This window comes from Spirochaetota bacterium (assembly GCA_017999915.1).
In the GTDB taxonomy this organism is placed as follows: Bacteria; Spirochaetota; UBA4802; order UBA4802; family UBA5550; genus RBG-16-49-21.
This window is the reverse complement of record JAGNKX010000002.1, coordinates 116,066-131,534: the sequence shown is the minus strand read 5'-3', so window position 1 is coordinate 131,534 and position 15,469 is coordinate 116,066. Positions and strand designations below refer to the sequence as shown.

The window sequence follows — 15,469 nt, the reverse complement described above, 5'->3', positions numbered from 1 at the left end:
TTTTCCTACAGGATATTTGGGTGTTCGCCAATTGACAATACAGGGCCCCATGGGTACATTCATAAGGTAATAAACTATATCCGGAGATTTGACCAGTAAAATAACATCTGGAGCACGATAATGACCGAATCAGCAATCAAAGAAGTGTTCATCAGCGAGGCGAAGGAGATCATCGAAAAGCTCGAATCGGATCTCGTCCAGCTGGAGGAAAATGACGGCGACCAGGAGATCATAAACCGGATTTTCCGCTCCTTCCATACACTGAAGGGGAGCTCGGGAATAGTCGGCCTGACTTCGATCTATAACTTTTCCCACAAGCTGGAAAACCTCCTCGACAAGGTCCGTTCGGGCGAGGTGGCCGTCGATAACAACCTGATCGATCTCATCCTTGACAGCATCGACTGGATTCGGGACGAGCTGTTCACCGAAAAGGCGGAAACCGAAGAGTCGAAGGTCGCCATGGGCGAGCTTCAAAAGCGCATAGCCGAGTTCGCGGGAGAGGTGCAGGCCGAGGAAGGCGGCGACGAGGAGGCGGCCGAGGCTGCTAAGAAAAAGACCGGTGTCTATAACTATTTCAGGATCAAGGCGCAGTTCCAGGAAGACGTGTTCGAGACCGGTATCGATCCCCTCATGATCATCGAGGACCTGCTCACCGTGGGAACCCTTCTCACCAAGAACGTGAACCGTGAGGTGCTGCCGGACCTTGATGCCATGAATCCGGAGCGATGCTACCTGTCATGGGACCTTATCATCAAGACCCTCGAGCCGGTCGAGAAGATCAATGACGTGTTCATGTTCGTGAAGGACCGCAATGCCATTGTCGTCGAGGACGTGACATACAACTTCTCCAAGAGGGGAGGCGAGCTTCCCCAGGAGAAACGTATCGGCGAGATACTGCTGGAGAAGGGGATCATCAACGAGGCTGAGCTTGACGAGGTGCTCCGGTATCATGACTCGCACAAGACGAAAGTGGGCGATATCATAGTGAAGAAAGGCCTCGCCTCGGAAAAGGACGTGAAGGACGCCCTTGAAGAGCAGGAGAAGCTCAAGAAGAAGATCGAGCTGAACACTGTGCGGGTCGACACGAACAGGCTCGATAATATCCTCAACCTTCTCGGCGAGATCGTCATCGGACAGTCGGCCCTCAACAGGATCGCCGACGAGATAGACGACGATAAGGACACCGGGTTCCAGCTCAAAAACGCCCTCTACGGCCTCGACCGGATCACGCGGGAGTTCCAGGAGCAGATCATGTCGATCCGCATGATTCCCATAGGCCCCTCCTTTGAACAGTTCCGCCGCTTCGTGCGCGACAGCGCCCATGACCGCGGCAAGGACATCAAGCTGGTCATCGAGGGCGGCGACACCGAGCTGGACAAGACCGTCATAGAAAAGATGAGCGATCCACTGAAGCATATGATACGCAACGCCATCGATCACGGCATCGAGCTGCCGGATGAGCGCACCGCGACGGGCAAGGGGGCCGCCGGCATGGTGACCCTCAGGGCTTACCACCAGGAGGGAAACGTCTTCATCGAGATCGTCGATGACGGAAGGGGCGTGAACCTCGCCAGGGTCCGGAGCAAGGCGGTTGAAAAGGGATTATTGAAGGAAGATGAGGAGGCCGCCAAGGAAAAGCTCCTCTCCTACCTGTTCCATCCGGGATTTTCCACCGCGGAGCGCGTGGACGACCTGTCGGGACGGGGCGTCGGCATGGACGTCGTCAAGACCAACATAGAGGAGCTGCGCGGCACCGTCGAGATGAAATCCGAGGAGGGAAAGGGGACGACCATCCGCATCAAGCTGCCCCTCACCCTGGCGATCATAGACGGCATGCTGGTCAGCATCGGGCGGAACATCTACATCATCCCGCTGCTTTCCATCGTCGAATCGATGCAGCCGAAAAAGGAAGACGTCAAGACGGTCGAGGGGAAGGGCGAGATGATATCGTTCCGCGGCGAGTTCGTGTCGCTGGCGCGCCTCTATGACCTGTTCGGGATTGACGCGCACCACAAGAACCCGTGGGAAGGCCTGGTCATCGTCGTCGAGTCCGGGAATACCCGCATCGGTCTCCTGGTGGACGACCTCCTGGGGCAGCAGCAGATAGTCATCAAGAGCCTCGATAATTACATCACCCGGAGCCGTTCCATATCCGGCGCCGCGATCCTGGGAGACGGCAAGGTGGCCCTGATCGTCGATATCCACGGTCTCGTGGAGGACATAGAAGACATCAATACGGAGAAATAGGAGCGTCATATGATCAAGCTTGAGCCTGATGTGGGAATTAAGAAAATCAAGGAATTGCACGCGGCCGTTCTTGATGAGTTCAAGACAAGCGAAGAGGTCGTGATAGATTTCTCCCAAGTGGAGCGGGTCGACCTTTCGGTGGTCCAGCTCATCATGGCAGTGGGACGCGCCGCGAAAAACGCGGGAAAGACGATAAAGCTGAAATCGGTTCCGCGTTTTGTCAAACACCAGATGCAGATCTGCGGGATAAAAGTATAGATACTATTTACTGGAGGATTCGATGGGCAAGTATATTATGGTTATTGATGATTCACCCACCATCCGCGTGAGCGTCGAGTTCGCGCTGAAGGCGGTCGGTCTGCCCGTGGAGCAGGCGGAAAACGGCATGGACGCTCTCAAGAAAATCAAGGCAATGACGGACAAGGGAGAGACCATCGCCATGGGAATTGTCGACGTCAACATGCCGCAGATGGACGGCATAACCTTCATCAAGAATTTCAGGAAGGATGACAAGTTCACTCCCCTGATCGTCCTCACGACGGAGTCGGAGGAGCATAAAATACAGGAAGGTAAGGACGCGGGCGCTTCCGGGTGGATCGTAAAGCCGTTCCAGCCGGCCGAACTGCTGGGGGTTGTCCAGAGATTTATCAGGTAGGAGACGGAAATGAATACAACAGAACAAGTTGAAGTGCGAGATCTGGGACATGCCGGCGATGACGAGCAGTATGTGACCTTTTTCATAAAGAATGAAATATACGGTGTCCCTGTCATGAAGGTGCAGGAGATCATCGGCATGACGAGGATAACCTCCATGCCCAACACCCTGCCGTTCATGAAGGGTGTCATCGACCTTCGCGGGGCCGTCGTTCCGGTTATTGACCTTCGGCTGAAGTTCGACATGGAGCAGGCCGAGTATAACAATTTTACCGTCATCATCATCGTGGAGGTCAAGGACCGCCTGGTGGGCATGATCGTCGATTCCGTCTCCGACGTGCTGAGCATCCCGGTGAAAAGCATCCAGGAAACGCCGTCCTTCAGCGCGAAGATCAATACCGAATACATGCAGGGAATCGGCCAGAGGGACGACACCCTGGTGATAATTCTCGATGTCGACAAGATACTGACGTCGGCTGAATTCGAGATAATAAATGAAGATCACGACGAGGAATAGATTGTATTGATAAAACATGGAAATTATGATAAAAAGTGAAAGTAATAAATTCAAAAAAGACCTCTATATCCTGTACCCGGGAGACTATTTCGCCACAAAAGAAGATTGCATGATGGGGACCGTGGTGGGGAGCAGCGTCGCGGTTTGCATTTATGACCCGCCGAGGAGAATCGGGGGGATGGTGCTGTTCGTGGTTCCCGGGACCATGGGCACCGAGGGAATCATTACCGATGAGATCGCGCGGCGCGGCATACTCAGCATGGAATACCTGATGGGGGAGCTTGTCAAGATAGGCGGCGACCGGCATTTCATCCGCGCCAAGATATTCGGCGCCGGTTATTCCAATACCGGGATAACCAACAGCAGCGCCCTTGCCGAATCCAACATACGCTTCATCCACGAATATTTCACCCTTGAAAAGATTCACGTGGAGCGGAGCGATATGGGCGGCGATTTCAGGAGAAAAATCTATTTTGAGCCGCGGGAAGGCACGGTGTACCGGCAGATCCTGAAGAACAATGAAGATTCTTCGGAATTCATGAAGATGGAAAAGGAGTACATTGACAGTGAATTCAGGAACAAGAGACAGGCGGGCCGTGTCGTCCTTTTCGAATAAGAGCAGACAGGCAGTTATGAATTTTATCGAATTTGATGACGATGTATTTATTAAATTTAAAGAGCTGATCTACCAGGAAGCGGGGATCAAGCTCACCGACCTGAAGAAGGCCCTCATACAGGCGCGTCTCTCCAAGCGCCTGCGGTTTCTCGGCCTGTCGTCGTACCGCGATTACTACAACTATCTCATCGACAATTACAATGAAGAAAAGATCGAGTTCATAAACGCCATCACGACCAACAAAACCGAGTTTTTCCGGGAATTCAAGCACTTTGATTACATGCGGGACAATTGCTTTCCCGATTTCATCGAGCGGGGCAAGAAGACGATAAAGATCTGGAGCGCAGGGTGCTCAACGGGGGAAGAGCCGTATTCGATCGCTATCACCGTGAAGGAGTTTTTCGGCAGCGCGAAGACGCCGGAGATCAAGATACTCGCCACCGATATCGACACCAATGTTCTCGAAAAGGCGTACGCGGGAATGTATACCCTTGAGCAGGTGAAGGATATCGATGTTTCCGTGCTTAAGAAATATTTCATGCGGGGCACCGGCGGGAACGAGGGCCTCTTCAAGGTCAAGGATGAGATCCGCAAGATGGTGACCATCAGGCGACTGAATCTCCTCGAGGACGCCTACCCGATGAAGGGGAAAATGGATATAATATTCTGCAGAAACGTGATCATATATTTTGACAGGCCGACGCAGAAGGTACTGTTTGAAAGGTTCGGCAGGTACCTTGACGATGACGGGTATCTGTTCATAGGCCATTCGGAGAACCTGACCAGCATTACCAACAGGTTCACGCTGCTGGGCCATACGATTTACCGGAAATCCATCATGCAGTTGTGAGGCGTGATCTGATATAAACAGTCAAGGACCCGATGCGCAATGTATATCCGTAACAACACGAAATTCGGCAAGGACATCAAGATCATTCATCCGGGAGAATACTACGTTTCGGGTGAAAACGAAATCATCGGCACGCTCCTCGGCTCATGCGTGGCGGTGTGCCTTGTCGACCTCGAGAAGGGGGTGGCCGGCATGAATCACTTCATGCTGCCCGGGAGGATAACCACGCGGGATATATTTTCCGATAAGCAGGCCAAGTACGGCATTACGGCGATCAACAGGCTGTTGTCCGACATGCTCGCCATGGGCTGCAAGAGGGAAAATATCGTTGCGAAGGTGTTCGGCGGGGGCCATGTGCTGGAAAGCATCCAGAGCTCTTCTTCGATATCGGACGACAACGTGCGGCTGGCGAACCTGATGATGGAAATCGAGGATATCCCCATCACCGAAAGCGACACGGGGAGCAATTACACCAGAAAACTTCTTCTTGACGTGAAGACCGGAAAGGTTTATCTTAAGAAATCGACGCGGAAGGATGTCATCGATGAGATAGGCAAAGAGGAGAAAGAATACGCCCGGAGGAGCTTCCCGAATGAATAAAATCAAGGTCATGATTGTCGATGATTCAGCGGTTATGCGGAAGTTTCTCACCGAGGCCCTGTCCCAATCGTCGCGGATCGAGGTCGTGGGGACCGCCCTGGACCCGTATATCGCCGCCGACAAGATCAACAAGGCGCGTCCCGATGTCCTCACCCTGGATATAGAGATGCCGCGGATGGACGGCCTGACCTTCCTGAAAAAGCTGATGATAGCGTCGCCCATGCCGGTCATCATGGTCAGCTCCTTCACCGACAGCGGCGCGAAGGTCACCCTTCAGGCGCTGGAGAGCGGGGCCGTTGATTTCATACTGAAGCCCTCGATACAGGACGGCGCCAGCATGAAGGAGTTCGCCGAATCGCTGATAGAGAAGATAATAATGGCCAGCAATTCCAAGGTGAAGCGGAGCGCGTCAACGAGGATACTTCCCGAAGAAAAGCCGATGCCGATGATCGTCGACAAGAAGTATTCCGCCGACGTCATCCTTCAGAAAAAGGACCCGCGCGAGATCAGGGCGCGCAGCGAAAAGGTCATAGCAATCGGCGCCTCCACCGGCGGCACCGAGGTGATAGACGAGATCCTGGTGAACCTCCCCGACAACCTCCCGGGCATCGTCATCACTCAGCATATGCCCGAGAAGTTCACCGAGGCGTTCGCCAACCGGGTTAACGACAAGTGCGCCATCATGGTGCGCGAGGCGAAGGACAAGGACCGCCTTTACAAGGGAATGGCGCTGATCGCACCCGGCGGGAAGCACATGATCCTCAGGGCCGACGGGAACGGCTACTGGACCGAGATCAACGACGGCCCGCCGGTGAACCGCCACAAGCCGTCGGTGGACGTCCTCTTCCGGTCGGTGAGCCTGGTGGCGGGGAAGTCCGCCCTCGGCATCATCTGCACCGGCATGGGCGCCGACGGGGCCGCGGGGCTTCTCGAAATGAGGCAGGCCGGCGCCGTTACCATCGCCCAGGATGAGGCGTCCTGCGTGGTCTACGGCATGCCCAACGAGGCGCAAAAGCTGGGCGCCGCGGCCATGGAACGGAACATCAAGGGCATGATAGATTATATTAAATCCTTCAACGACTAGACGCGTCCTGCCGGTTTATCGAAATCTTCCTCGAAAGCTTCCCGCATTTCGGGAGCGGCATTTATAACGCCTGGGCCAGGATGAAATCTCCCGTGGCCGGAAGATTGAAGTGCTGCACATTCGACGAATCATACCAGGTGGGCGGATGGGTCGGATCAGGCAGAGTGCCTGTCTGCACTATCGTTATGGTTCCGGCCGAGGAAGTGAGGGTTATATCCTGGAGAAATCGCACATACATCAATTTGAGCCTCACGCCGGAGTTGGCATATATTGTGCCGTCCGGAGCAGTGTAGTCCGGGGTCGTCCAATCCACGCTTTCGCATGACATCAGCTCCAGGGCCGAACTCTGGGCCGTATAGACTATGCCGTTCAGGTTCAGGATGATGTCCCATGGCTGGCCCATGAATCGGACTATTTTTATCATCATGGTGGCGGAGGGCAGATGGGTGTTCTTGACGGCGATCCCCTCCGATCCCAGGCTGTTCTGGTACGATGTACCGGTGAGCCAGATGCCGTAGACGGCGCCGCACCGGCCCGTTGACGCGGTGTTTGTCGGATCGGTCGTATTGGGATCGGTGATGGTGGTGCCAGAGGAACAATAATTGGTGGCAGTTGGAGCGGATGAATTATCTAAAAATTGGAGCTTGTACGCCTTTTCCCGCGCGAGGCCCCTCGGGCGGAAATCGCCGGGGGACCAGTACCCGGGGATGATCGAGCTGTCGCTGTCTTTTTTGCATCCGACCGTTGCGGCGGCAGCGCCCATGATCAGGATAAGCGTTATTAGGTTGATCAATTTCATGGTTATTCCTGGTTGCACATAGTATTAGGAAAAGAAAAGAGATTTTGTTTCATTTTTTTACCGGGCCGCTCCCTCTGTGCCTGAAACATATTACAGGGGAGGCGATTATTTTGTCAACAATCAATAGGAGCGCGATCCAAAACCCGCATCCACCCCGGTTATCACCATATGACATCGCCCCGCTGGCGCGGGGCGATGCAGGAAATTCCGTTTACACTGCTCATCGATTGCCGAGCGGTTATTTCTTGTCGGCTTTCTTTTCCTTGGGCTCGTCCTTCGTTTCGTCTTTTTTCTCGTCGGTTTTTTGCGCCTTGGCCAGGTGTTTCTTGAAACCTTCCTTGTTGACCTTGGCCTCGCCGAGGAGCTCGAGGATGAACTGGTTGGATTTGATCTCAAGCTTTTCCATGAACACCTGCTGCTTGATCCAGTTGTCCATTTCCTCGTTCACCGGCATGCCTTTGAGCCGCTCCTTGTTCCTGTTGTAGAAATTGTTTTTTTCCTCGTCGCTGACCTTGATCTCGTCCTTGAGCTTCTGGCTCAGGTAGTATGATGAAACGAACTGGAGATCGGAAAGCTCTTTGATTGTTTTCAGGTCGTCTTTGTTCATCGAATCGTCGTTAAAAGCCTTGTTGTAGAGGAGCTTCCTGCTGACAAGGAAATCAAGAAACTTTGTTTTGTTAAGCAGGTTGAGTGTGGGATGGTTCTCTATCTCGGGGTTGGCGGCCATCTTGTCCACTTCCTTCTTGTCCATGTTCAGCATCATCTTGGCGAACATGTAGTAATAGTTGTTAAACTCGTCGAGGGTGATTTTTTCGTCGTCGATTTTGACCACTACCTCGTTGCCTTCCTTCTTGCAGCCGGATACCAGCGTTGCGGCGATAAAGAGGGTGATCGCCAGGGCCATTGTACACTTTTTCATTATCTTTTCCTTATGCGTGATATAATATTGGGTATGAGGCTCGCCATGGAACAGGGGAGCCATGATTTTTTGAAACACTACAGGTTGCAGAAGTTACCCATCACATCAATTGTTGCAACAATTTTTTCAGCTCCGGCACCTTTTTTTCGGCTTTCATCGATTCCGGCACGAAGATAAGGGTCTCCCGGTCGGCCTGGTCGATGGACAGGCGCCGGTCCGCGGCCATCAGCCCCACCACCTTCTTCACGTCGACCCGGGCGCTCCCCGAAATTGTGATCCTGATGGAGCGGGAATCCTCCATTATCTCGTCGATGGCCAGGAGCGAGGCCATGGCCCGGATCTGCTCGATCTGGATCAGCGTTCTCACCTCCTCCGGGTAGGGGCCGAAGCGGTCCACCATCTCCTTCTCGACCTGCTCGACCTCCTCGACGGAATCGCATGACTCGAAGCGCTTGTAGAACTCTATCTTCTGCTTCTCGTCGCCGATGTAGGCGTCGGGGATGAAGAAGTCCGTCTTCAGGAAAAGTGGGGTCCGGAACTGCGACGAGACCGGCTCGCCCTTGAGCTGCTGTACCGCGTCCTCGAGCATGTTCAGATACAGCTCGAAACCCACTTCGAAGATGTTGCCCGACTGCTCCACGCCCAGGATGTTGCCGGCCCCCCGTATCTCCATGTCCTTCATGGCGATCTTGAAGCCGCTGCCGAGCTCGGAGTACTCGGCGATGACGCGAAGGCGCTTCATCGCCTCCTCCGTGAGGGGGCGGTGCTTCGGGTAAAAGAGGTATGCGTAGGCCTTGCGGTTCGAGCGGCCCACGCGCCCCTTGAGCTGGTAGAGCTGCGACAGGCCGAAGGCGTCGGCGCGGTTGATGACGATGGTGTTGACGTTGGGCATGTCCAGGCCCGACTCGATGATGGAGGTGCTGACCAGGATGTCGAACTTGTGGTTGAGGAAGTCGATCATGACGTCCTCGAGCTCGTGCTCGTGCATCTGGCCGTGGGCGACGGCGCAGGTCGCCTCGGGCACAAGCTCCCGCATCATGACCGCGTGGGCCTCGATGGTCTGGACGCGGTTGTGCACGTAGAAGACCTGGCCGCCCCGCTCGATCTCGTTCATGACGGCCATGCGGAGGATGTCCGGGTTGTCCTCCATAACGTAGGTCTCGATGGACTGGCGGTTCTCCGGCGGCGTGAGGATGATCGTCAGGTCCCGGATGCCCGCCATGGCCATGTGGAGGGTGCGGGGGATCGGCGTGGCGGAGAGGGTCATGACGTCCACCAGGGTGCGGAATTTCTTCAGCTGCTCCTTGTGGCGCACGCCGAAGCGCTGCTCCTCGTCGATGACGAGGAGGCCCAGGTTCTTGATGATCATGTCCCTGGCCAGCATCGCGTGGGTGCCGATGATGATGTCGATCTTCCCCTCTTTCAGCCTGGCCTTGATGCGGCCTATCTCGGCGGAGGTGCGGAAGCGCGATATCATGTCGATCTCGATGGGGTAGCCGGAAAAGCGTTTCGTGAAGGTGGTGAAGTGCTGCATCGCCAGCACCGTGGTGGGGACGAGTATCGCCACCTGCCGCCCCGCCATGACGGCCTTGAAGGCGGCCCGGATGGCCACCTCTGTCTTCCCGAAGCCCACGTCGCCGCAGATGAGGCGGTCCATGGGGCGCGGGTTTTCCATGTCGTCCTTCACGTCCTCGATGGCCGTGATCTGGTCCGGCGTCTCCTCGTAATCGAACTGGGACTCGAACTCCTCCTGCCAGGTGGTGTCCGGCGGGAACTGGAAACCCTTCAGGGCGCGCCGGGCGGAGTATATCTTGATGAGCTCCGCCGCCGTTTCCTCGACGGATTTCTGGACCTTCTCCTTGATGCGGTTCCACGCCGATTTTTTTCCCAGGCTGTCGATGCGGGGCTTTCGTCCCTCGAGCCCGATATACTTCTGCACCATGGTGATCTGGTCCAGGGAGACGTAGAGCCGGTCCCCCTCGGCGTACTCGATCAGGAGGAAGTCACGCTCGACCCCGCCGGCGGACATCCGCTCGATTTTCCGGAACGTGCCGATGCCGTGGTTGATGTGGACGACGTAGTCGCCCGGCTTCAGGTCGAGGAACGAGTCGATGGGCCGGGAGGTCTTCTTCTTGAATTCCCGCTTTTTGCGGTAGCTCTTGCCGAAGATCTCGTGGTCCGTTATGACGAGGAGCCTGGCGGACGCGATCTCGATCCCCTCCTTGAGGGGGGATAGAAGGATGTTCAGGTCAGCGTCGGTGAATTCCTCGAACTTGCCGTCCGGCTTGAACTCGGCGAGGAGGTCGTAGAGGCGCCGCGCCTGGCCCTCGAAGCCGGTCGTGACGGCCACGCGCCACCCCTGCTCGAACCGCGCGGCGATCTCCTCGCGGACCTGCTTTATCCTGCCGTGAAAATTGGGGATGCTCCGGAGCTGCCATTTCATGGAGTGCGGGGAGGCGGTGAAAGCCTGGAGGCAGAGGGCCTTCGCGCGCCCCCGGTCATAGGCCTCCGGATCGATGAGGCTCTCCGGCGGAAGGCAGAGGGTCGCGGCGCGCTTCCGGTCATACAGCTCGTGGAACGTCTTTTCGATGTGATTGCGCTTAACCGAGAGCTCCGCCGGTTCCAGGTATATGATGATGGCATCCTCCCGGAGATATGAAAAGAGGGTGTCGCCCGGTATTATGTGCGGAAACAGGTCTTCGATGCCGCTCACATCATCCAGCGATCCTTCCTTCAGCCGGGAGAGGATGTTCTCCGGCAGGTCCAGGCCGCCGGACCGCGCTTCGGAAAGGAGGCCCTGCAGCTTCTCACGCTCGGTCCCGAACAGGACCAGCTCTTTCCGCGGGTATACGGTGACGGACCGGTGTTCGGCGCTCGAGATCTGGCTGGCCAGGTCGAATTCCCGTATCGATTCAAGGGTGTCGCCGAAAAAATCAAGTCGCAGGGGCGTATCGTGGGACGGGGGGAAGATGTCGATGATGCCTCCCTTGATGGCGAAATGCCCGAAGGACTCGACCCGCTTTTCCCGGGAGTAGCCGTACGCGGCCAGCATCGCCACGATGTCGTCGAAGGGATAGTCAGCGCCGGCCTCGAGGACGACCCCTTTTTTCTCGAAGAAACCGCGGTTCGGGATCTTCCTCATGACCGATTCCACGGCCGTCACCACCAGGGCCGGCCCGCCCTTGATGAGCCGGTAGAGGGCGGTGATCCGCTCCCGCTCCGTCGTTTCCGGCGGCGACACGAACTCGTAGGGGAGGGTCTCCCAGGGGGGGAAGAGGAAGAGCGAGGCCTCGTCGACCATCGCGCTCAGGTCCAGGTGCGTCTCGTGCATCTTCTGGTAATTCTCGGCAACCACGATCACCTGCCGCGGCGATTCATGGAAGACCGACGCGGCGATCAGCGGGAACGAAGCGGGAGATATCCCTTCGACCAGGAGGGGGCCGTCGCTTCCGCCGCGGTCCTTCTCCCCGAGGGCCCTCCGCAGCTCGCCGAACTCGTCGGACCGCCTGAATATGTCGCATAAGGGTTTGAGGGTCATGTCTTTCCATCCGGGATTTATATACCGGCCTCTGTCAGAGGTACATTTTTTCCAATGGTGTTATAATGCAAGGAATTTTTTTGCGTGATGATCCATGCGCGGGGGCGGCATTGCCTGCGTAGGCGAGGATGCGCATCCTCGCCTATGAATAATGTTCCAGGTTGAAGGTGTATTCCTCGAGCTTTGTGAGATCGTCAAGGAGGTCTTCTATCTCCTGGATGGTGGTGTTGATCGACACCATCCCGTCCTTGAAGGATTGTCTTTCATGGGCCGTGACCCACTTTACGTCGTCGGGGTTTTTTTCTTCGAGGAATTTTTTCAGGTTTTTTACCAGCTTGTCGATGTTACGATAGAGCATGCGGGTGTTCTCGAGCATCTCCGCGAGGTATATGAAGCGCATGACTTTCCTGTTGCTGGTCGCCAGGGTGTCGATTATTCCGCGGCTCTTGTCGTCCATTTTTGCCTGGTAGTAGGTAAGGGACCGGGGATAGTTTATCAGCTCCTTCTGGTAGTTGGCCAGGTTTTCAAGGGGCTGCATTCCGTCGATATCCATGTTCCTGAATAAATCCTCCAGATGGGTGTTGTCGGTCTTGTTTTCCTTGGGAATGATGTTGGAGTTGCGTATCATCATTATGATCGCCTTGAGCCGCTCCCGGTGGGTCTTGGTGAGCTCCATCGTTTTTTCGATAAAGCCTTCGGGATTGTAATATTCCTCCGATTCGTCTTCCGGCTCTTCATAATGGCCGCTCATCGCGTCAAAGCCGTTGGCGGCCATATCCCCGGCGCCCCTCTTTTTCTGGATGATCTTCTGCTGGTACGTGGCGGCGTTCTTTTCATGGGTCCTCACGATCTTAATGACCTCGATCTTTCTCTGTGCCTTGTTGTACCTGAGGCCGTACATCGTCCCGTGGGAGTCCACATAGCGGTTATTGAGGTCATAGACCGATATCTTGGATGTATCGATATCGGCTATGTCGTTGATGCGGATGATAACGTTTTTCATGTCGTATCACAGATCTTCAGATGAAAATGAGATGGGCTCCTTGAATTCTATCGCTATGTATGCGTCGCCGAAGGAGGAAAAACGGGCCATCTTCTGGGCCACCTCGGTCGGGTTGTTCTTTAACAATCCTGTCCTGACGATGCGGCCATGTATCGCCATCTTCTGCTTTTTTATCTTGAAATTGAGAAGGGCCGGCACGCCGGGAGAAACGCGGGCCGAGGTGACCAGGAGCGCGCCGCCCTGGCTGATGTCGCAGATGACGCCCTTTCCCTTGCTCGGGACCGTTATCTCGTTGTCAATATCATCGGGGTTCCCTTCATAATAATTGAATACCGTTTTAAGCTTGCACTGATGGCGGGGAAATCTGCGCTTTTCTACCATTTCGGTCCTCTGGTGAATATATTTTGCATGATACGACGTCACATTTGTCCGGGCCGGCCGGGCTTCATGGCCAACGGGATAATCCGACCGTGTCCGTATAAAATTAAACCGATCGCGAGTATTATGTCAAGCCATGTTTTATCGCTGCGCGCGAAAAGCCCGGAGCTCCGCTCCGTAGTTGAAACCGGTTAAAACAATATATGGCAGAATGCCCCCGTAACGTCATGTCCGGACCGTGGGGTATTTCATTGGCACAGTCATTAAATTTTTATATTAATTATTTGATATATGTTTAAAACCAAGGGGGGGGGCGGAGCTAGACAAATTGCATTAAAAAATTAACATCCATGTAATATAAAGCCCATTTTTTGGATTTACAATGTCCAATTATTATGTCATATTATTCAGTTGGAATGATATTCGATAATATCTGCCAAAGGGCCGATGCCTGTTAAGAGCGCATCCCAAAACATGGGGCGCGCTCTTATGTGCATTTCCCGGGTCTTTGCCGGATCCGGAAACATGGCATGAAAGCCCTAACGCTTTTTAATTCTGGTGGCATATGAACATTAATACAAAATTCATTTTCGTGACCGGGGGAGTATGCTCCTCACTGGGGAAGGGCATCTCCATAGCCTCGCTGGGCATGCTCCTGGAAGGCCACGGCTACAGGGTTTCGATCATCAAAATGGATCCCTACATAAACATAGACCCGGGCACCATGAGCCCCTTCCAGCACGGCGAGGTGTACGTGACGGAGGACGGCGCCGAGACAGACCTGGACCTGGGCTACTACGAGCGCTTCACCGGCGCAGAGTATACCAGGAAGAACTCGATTTCCACGGGCCAGATCTACAACACCGTCATCCAGCGTGAGCGGCGGGGCGATTACCTGGGCCGCACCGTCCAGGTCATTCCCCATATCACCGACGAGATAAAGAGCCGCATCTACAGCGTCGCGGCCAACTACGACCTGGACTTCGTCATGGTCGAGATCGGCGGCACTGTGGGTGACATAGAATCGATCCCCTTCCTGGAGGCCATCCGCCAGATCCGCCAGGAGCTCGGCTCGAACCGGGTCCTCAATGTCCATCTTACCCTGGTGCCCACCCTGTCCGCCGCGGGGGAGCAGAAGACGAAGCCGACGCAGCATTCGGTCAAGGAGCTGATGGAAATAGGGATCATTCCCGACATCCTCCTCTGCCGTTCGGCCAACCCGCTGACCACGGACCTGAAAAGCAAGATAGCCCTGTTCTGCAACGTATCGGAGCGCAATGTCATATCCGCCATCGACGTCCCCGGGTCCATCTACGAGATCCCCTACATGTTCCATGAGCAGGAATACGACAACATCGTGCTGGAAAACTTCAAGATGGACGCGAAGCCCCTCAAGATCCCCGCCTGGGACGGCTTCATCAAGTCCCTGAAGAACCCGGAAAAGAATGTCCGCATCGCCGTGGTGGGCAAGTATATTTCGCTCCAGGACGCCTATCGATCCATATACGAGGCGATCCTTCACGGGGCGGCTGCCAACAAGGCCCGCCTGGACATAGTCCGCATCGATTCCGAGGATATCGAGAAGTCCCCGGATAGCATCACGAGCCTTCTCGACGGCATTGACGGCGTCCTGGTGCCGGGCGGCTTTGGCGACAGGGGAATCGAGGGGAAGGTGCTGGCCATTAACCATGCGCGCACCAACAATATCCCTTTCTTCGGCATCTGCCTCGGCCTGCAGTGCGCAGTCATCGAATTCGGCCGCAGCGTCTGCGGCCTGGCAGGGGCCAATTCGAAGGAATTCGATCCCTCCACGCCTCACCCTGTCATATCCCTCCTTGAGGACCAGGAGATCGTCCTTGACATGGGCGGCACCATGCGCCTGGGCGCGTACCAGTGCCATCTTAATGAAGGAAGCAGGGTAAGGGAGATATACGGCAAAGAATCGGTCATGGAGAGGCACCGTCACCGGTATGAATTCACCAACCGTTACCGCGAAACTTACGAGAAATGCGGCATGGCCTTCGGCGGGATCCATGTGCCTATTAACCTGGTTGAGACCATCGAGCTTCCCGGTCATCCCTGGTTCATAGCAACCCAGTTTCATCCGGAGTTTAAATCAAAACCCACGAAACCGCACCCTCTTTTCAGGGATTTTATCAGGGCCTCGGTGGAAAGACGCTCCGGCAAATAAAAGACCTTCTTGCCGGACTCAGAGTGGGATTATCTAATCATCAATGCCGTGTATGATAATGTCATTTTCTGAT

General features: G+C 55.1%; 14 protein-coding genes. 9 read left to right on the top strand and 5 right to left on the bottom strand.

Features of this window, described 5'->3' with window-relative positions; all coding sequences use genetic code 11:
• Positions 1 to 120 precede the first annotated feature (120 nt).
• The 8 genes from KA369_04655 to KA369_04620 are packed head-to-tail and all read left to right on the top strand — an operon-like array spanning position 121 to position 6,568.
• Positions 121 to 2,247, top strand: coding sequence for a chemotaxis protein CheA (locus KA369_04655; GenBank protein MBP7735244.1), 2,127 nt, complete (start codon positions 121 to 123; stop codon positions 2,245 to 2,247).
• Positions 2,248 to 2,256: 9 nt separating this feature from the next.
• Positions 2,257 to 2,505: an STAS domain-containing protein gene (locus KA369_04650; protein ID MBP7735243.1), complete on the top strand. Its 249-nt coding sequence runs from the start codon at positions 2,257 to 2,259 to the stop codon at positions 2,503 to 2,505.
• Between the two features lie 22 nt (positions 2,506 to 2,527).
• Positions 2,528 to 2,902, top strand: coding sequence for a response regulator (locus tag KA369_04645; protein MBP7735242.1), 375 nt, complete (start codon positions 2,528 to 2,530; stop codon positions 2,900 to 2,902).
• Positions 2,903 to 2,911: 9 nt separating this feature from the next.
• Complete coding sequence (locus KA369_04640; protein MBP7735241.1) at positions 2,912 to 3,418, top strand: chemotaxis protein CheW; 507 nt, start codon at positions 2,912 to 2,914, stop codon at positions 3,416 to 3,418.
• 25 nt (positions 3,419 to 3,443) lie between these two features.
• Entirely contained in the window at positions 3,444 to 4,034 is a 591-nt protein-coding gene (locus KA369_04635) for a chemoreceptor glutamine deamidase CheD (protein MBP7735240.1), read from the top strand.
• A gap of 16 nt (positions 4,035 to 4,050) precedes the next feature.
• The gene (locus KA369_04630) at positions 4,051 to 4,884 is read left to right on the top strand and encodes a protein-glutamate O-methyltransferase (protein MBP7735239.1); all 834 of its coding nucleotides are present in this window, start codon (positions 4,051 to 4,053) and stop codon (positions 4,882 to 4,884) included.
• 39 nt (positions 4,885 to 4,923) lie between these two features.
• A complete protein-coding gene (locus tag KA369_04625; protein MBP7735238.1) occupies positions 4,924 to 5,484 on the top strand; it encodes a chemotaxis protein CheD in 561 nt (186 codons plus the stop codon).
• Positions 5,477 to 6,568: a chemotaxis response regulator protein-glutamate methylesterase gene (locus KA369_04620; protein ID MBP7735237.1), complete on the top strand. Its 1,092-nt coding sequence runs from the start codon at positions 5,477 to 5,479 to the stop codon at positions 6,566 to 6,568. The genes KA369_04625 and KA369_04620 overlap by 8 nt, the downstream gene beginning before the upstream one ends.
• Positions 6,569 to 6,629: 61 nt before the next feature.
• Here KA369_04620 and KA369_04615 read toward each other — a convergent pair whose 3' ends face one another.
• From KA369_04615 to KA369_04595, 5 genes are all read right to left on the bottom strand, one after another.
• A complete protein-coding gene (locus KA369_04615) occupies positions 6,630 to 7,367 on the bottom strand; it encodes a hypothetical protein (protein MBP7735236.1) in 738 nt (245 codons plus the stop codon).
• Between the two features lie 238 nt (positions 7,368 to 7,605).
• Entirely contained in the window at positions 7,606 to 8,286 is a 681-nt protein-coding gene (locus KA369_04610) for a hypothetical protein (protein ID MBP7735235.1), read from the bottom strand.
• A 100-nt stretch (positions 8,287 to 8,386) separates the two neighbouring features.
• Positions 8,387 to 11,824, bottom strand: coding sequence for a transcription-repair coupling factor (gene mfd / locus KA369_04605; protein ID MBP7735234.1), 3,438 nt, complete (start codon positions 11,822 to 11,824; stop codon positions 8,387 to 8,389).
• A 142-nt stretch (positions 11,825 to 11,966) separates the two neighbouring features.
• The gene (locus tag KA369_04600) at positions 11,967 to 12,827 is read right to left on the bottom strand and encodes a hypothetical protein (protein ID MBP7735233.1); all 861 of its coding nucleotides are present in this window, start codon (positions 12,825 to 12,827) and stop codon (positions 11,967 to 11,969) included.
• Positions 12,828 to 12,833: 6 nt separating this feature from the next.
• Entirely contained in the window at positions 12,834 to 13,208 is a 375-nt protein-coding gene (locus KA369_04595; GenBank protein ID MBP7735232.1) for a PilZ domain-containing protein, read from the bottom strand.
• A gap of 562 nt (positions 13,209 to 13,770) precedes the next feature.
• Between KA369_04595 and KA369_04590 the strand changes: the two genes are divergently transcribed.
• Positions 13,771 to 15,396, top strand: a complete 1,626-nt coding sequence (locus tag KA369_04590) for a CTP synthase (GenBank protein ID MBP7735231.1) — start codon at positions 13,771 to 13,773, stop codon at positions 15,394 to 15,396.
• Positions 15,397 to 15,469: the final 73 nt, after the last annotated feature.

What these genes read in the sequence shown, in the direction of transcription:
- KA369_04655 (MBP7735244.1), top strand. Translation starts at nt 121, where the DNA reads ATGACCGAATCAGCAATCAAAGAAGTGTTCATCAGCGAGGCGAAGGAG.
- KA369_04650 (MBP7735243.1), top strand. Translation starts at nt 2,257, where the DNA reads ATGATCAAGCTTGAGCCTGATGTGGGAATTAAGAAAATCAAGGAATTG.
- KA369_04645 (MBP7735242.1), top strand. Translation starts at nt 2,528, where the DNA reads ATGGGCAAGTATATTATGGTTATTGATGATTCACCCACCATCCGCGTG.
- KA369_04640 (MBP7735241.1), top strand. Translation starts at nt 2,912, where the DNA reads ATGAATACAACAGAACAAGTTGAAGTGCGAGATCTGGGACATGCCGGC.
- KA369_04635 (MBP7735240.1), top strand. Translation starts at nt 3,444, where the DNA reads ATGATAAAAAGTGAAAGTAATAAATTCAAAAAAGACCTCTATATCCTG.
- KA369_04630 (MBP7735239.1), top strand. Translation starts at nt 4,051, where the DNA reads ATGAATTTTATCGAATTTGATGACGATGTATTTATTAAATTTAAAGAG.
- KA369_04625 (MBP7735238.1), top strand. Translation starts at nt 4,924, where the DNA reads ATGTATATCCGTAACAACACGAAATTCGGCAAGGACATCAAGATCATT.
- KA369_04620 (MBP7735237.1), top strand. Translation starts at nt 5,477, where the DNA reads ATGAATAAAATCAAGGTCATGATTGTCGATGATTCAGCGGTTATGCGG.
- KA369_04615 (MBP7735236.1), bottom strand. Translation starts at nt 7,367, where the DNA reads ATGAAATTGATCAACCTAATAACGCTTATCCTGATCATGGGCGCTGCC.
- KA369_04610 (MBP7735235.1), bottom strand. Translation starts at nt 8,286, where the DNA reads ATGAAAAAGTGTACAATGGCCCTGGCGATCACCCTCTTTATCGCCGCA.
- mfd (MBP7735234.1), bottom strand. Translation starts at nt 11,824, where the DNA reads ATGACCCTCAAACCCTTATGCGACATATTCAGGCGGTCCGACGAGTTC.
- KA369_04600 (MBP7735233.1), bottom strand. Translation starts at nt 12,827, where the DNA reads ATGAAAAACGTTATCATCCGCATCAACGACATAGCCGATATCGATACA.
- KA369_04595 (MBP7735232.1), bottom strand. Translation starts at nt 13,208, where the DNA reads ATGGTAGAAAAGCGCAGATTTCCCCGCCATCAGTGCAAGCTTAAAACG.
- KA369_04590 (MBP7735231.1), top strand. Translation starts at nt 13,771, where the DNA reads ATGAACATTAATACAAAATTCATTTTCGTGACCGGGGGAGTATGCTCC.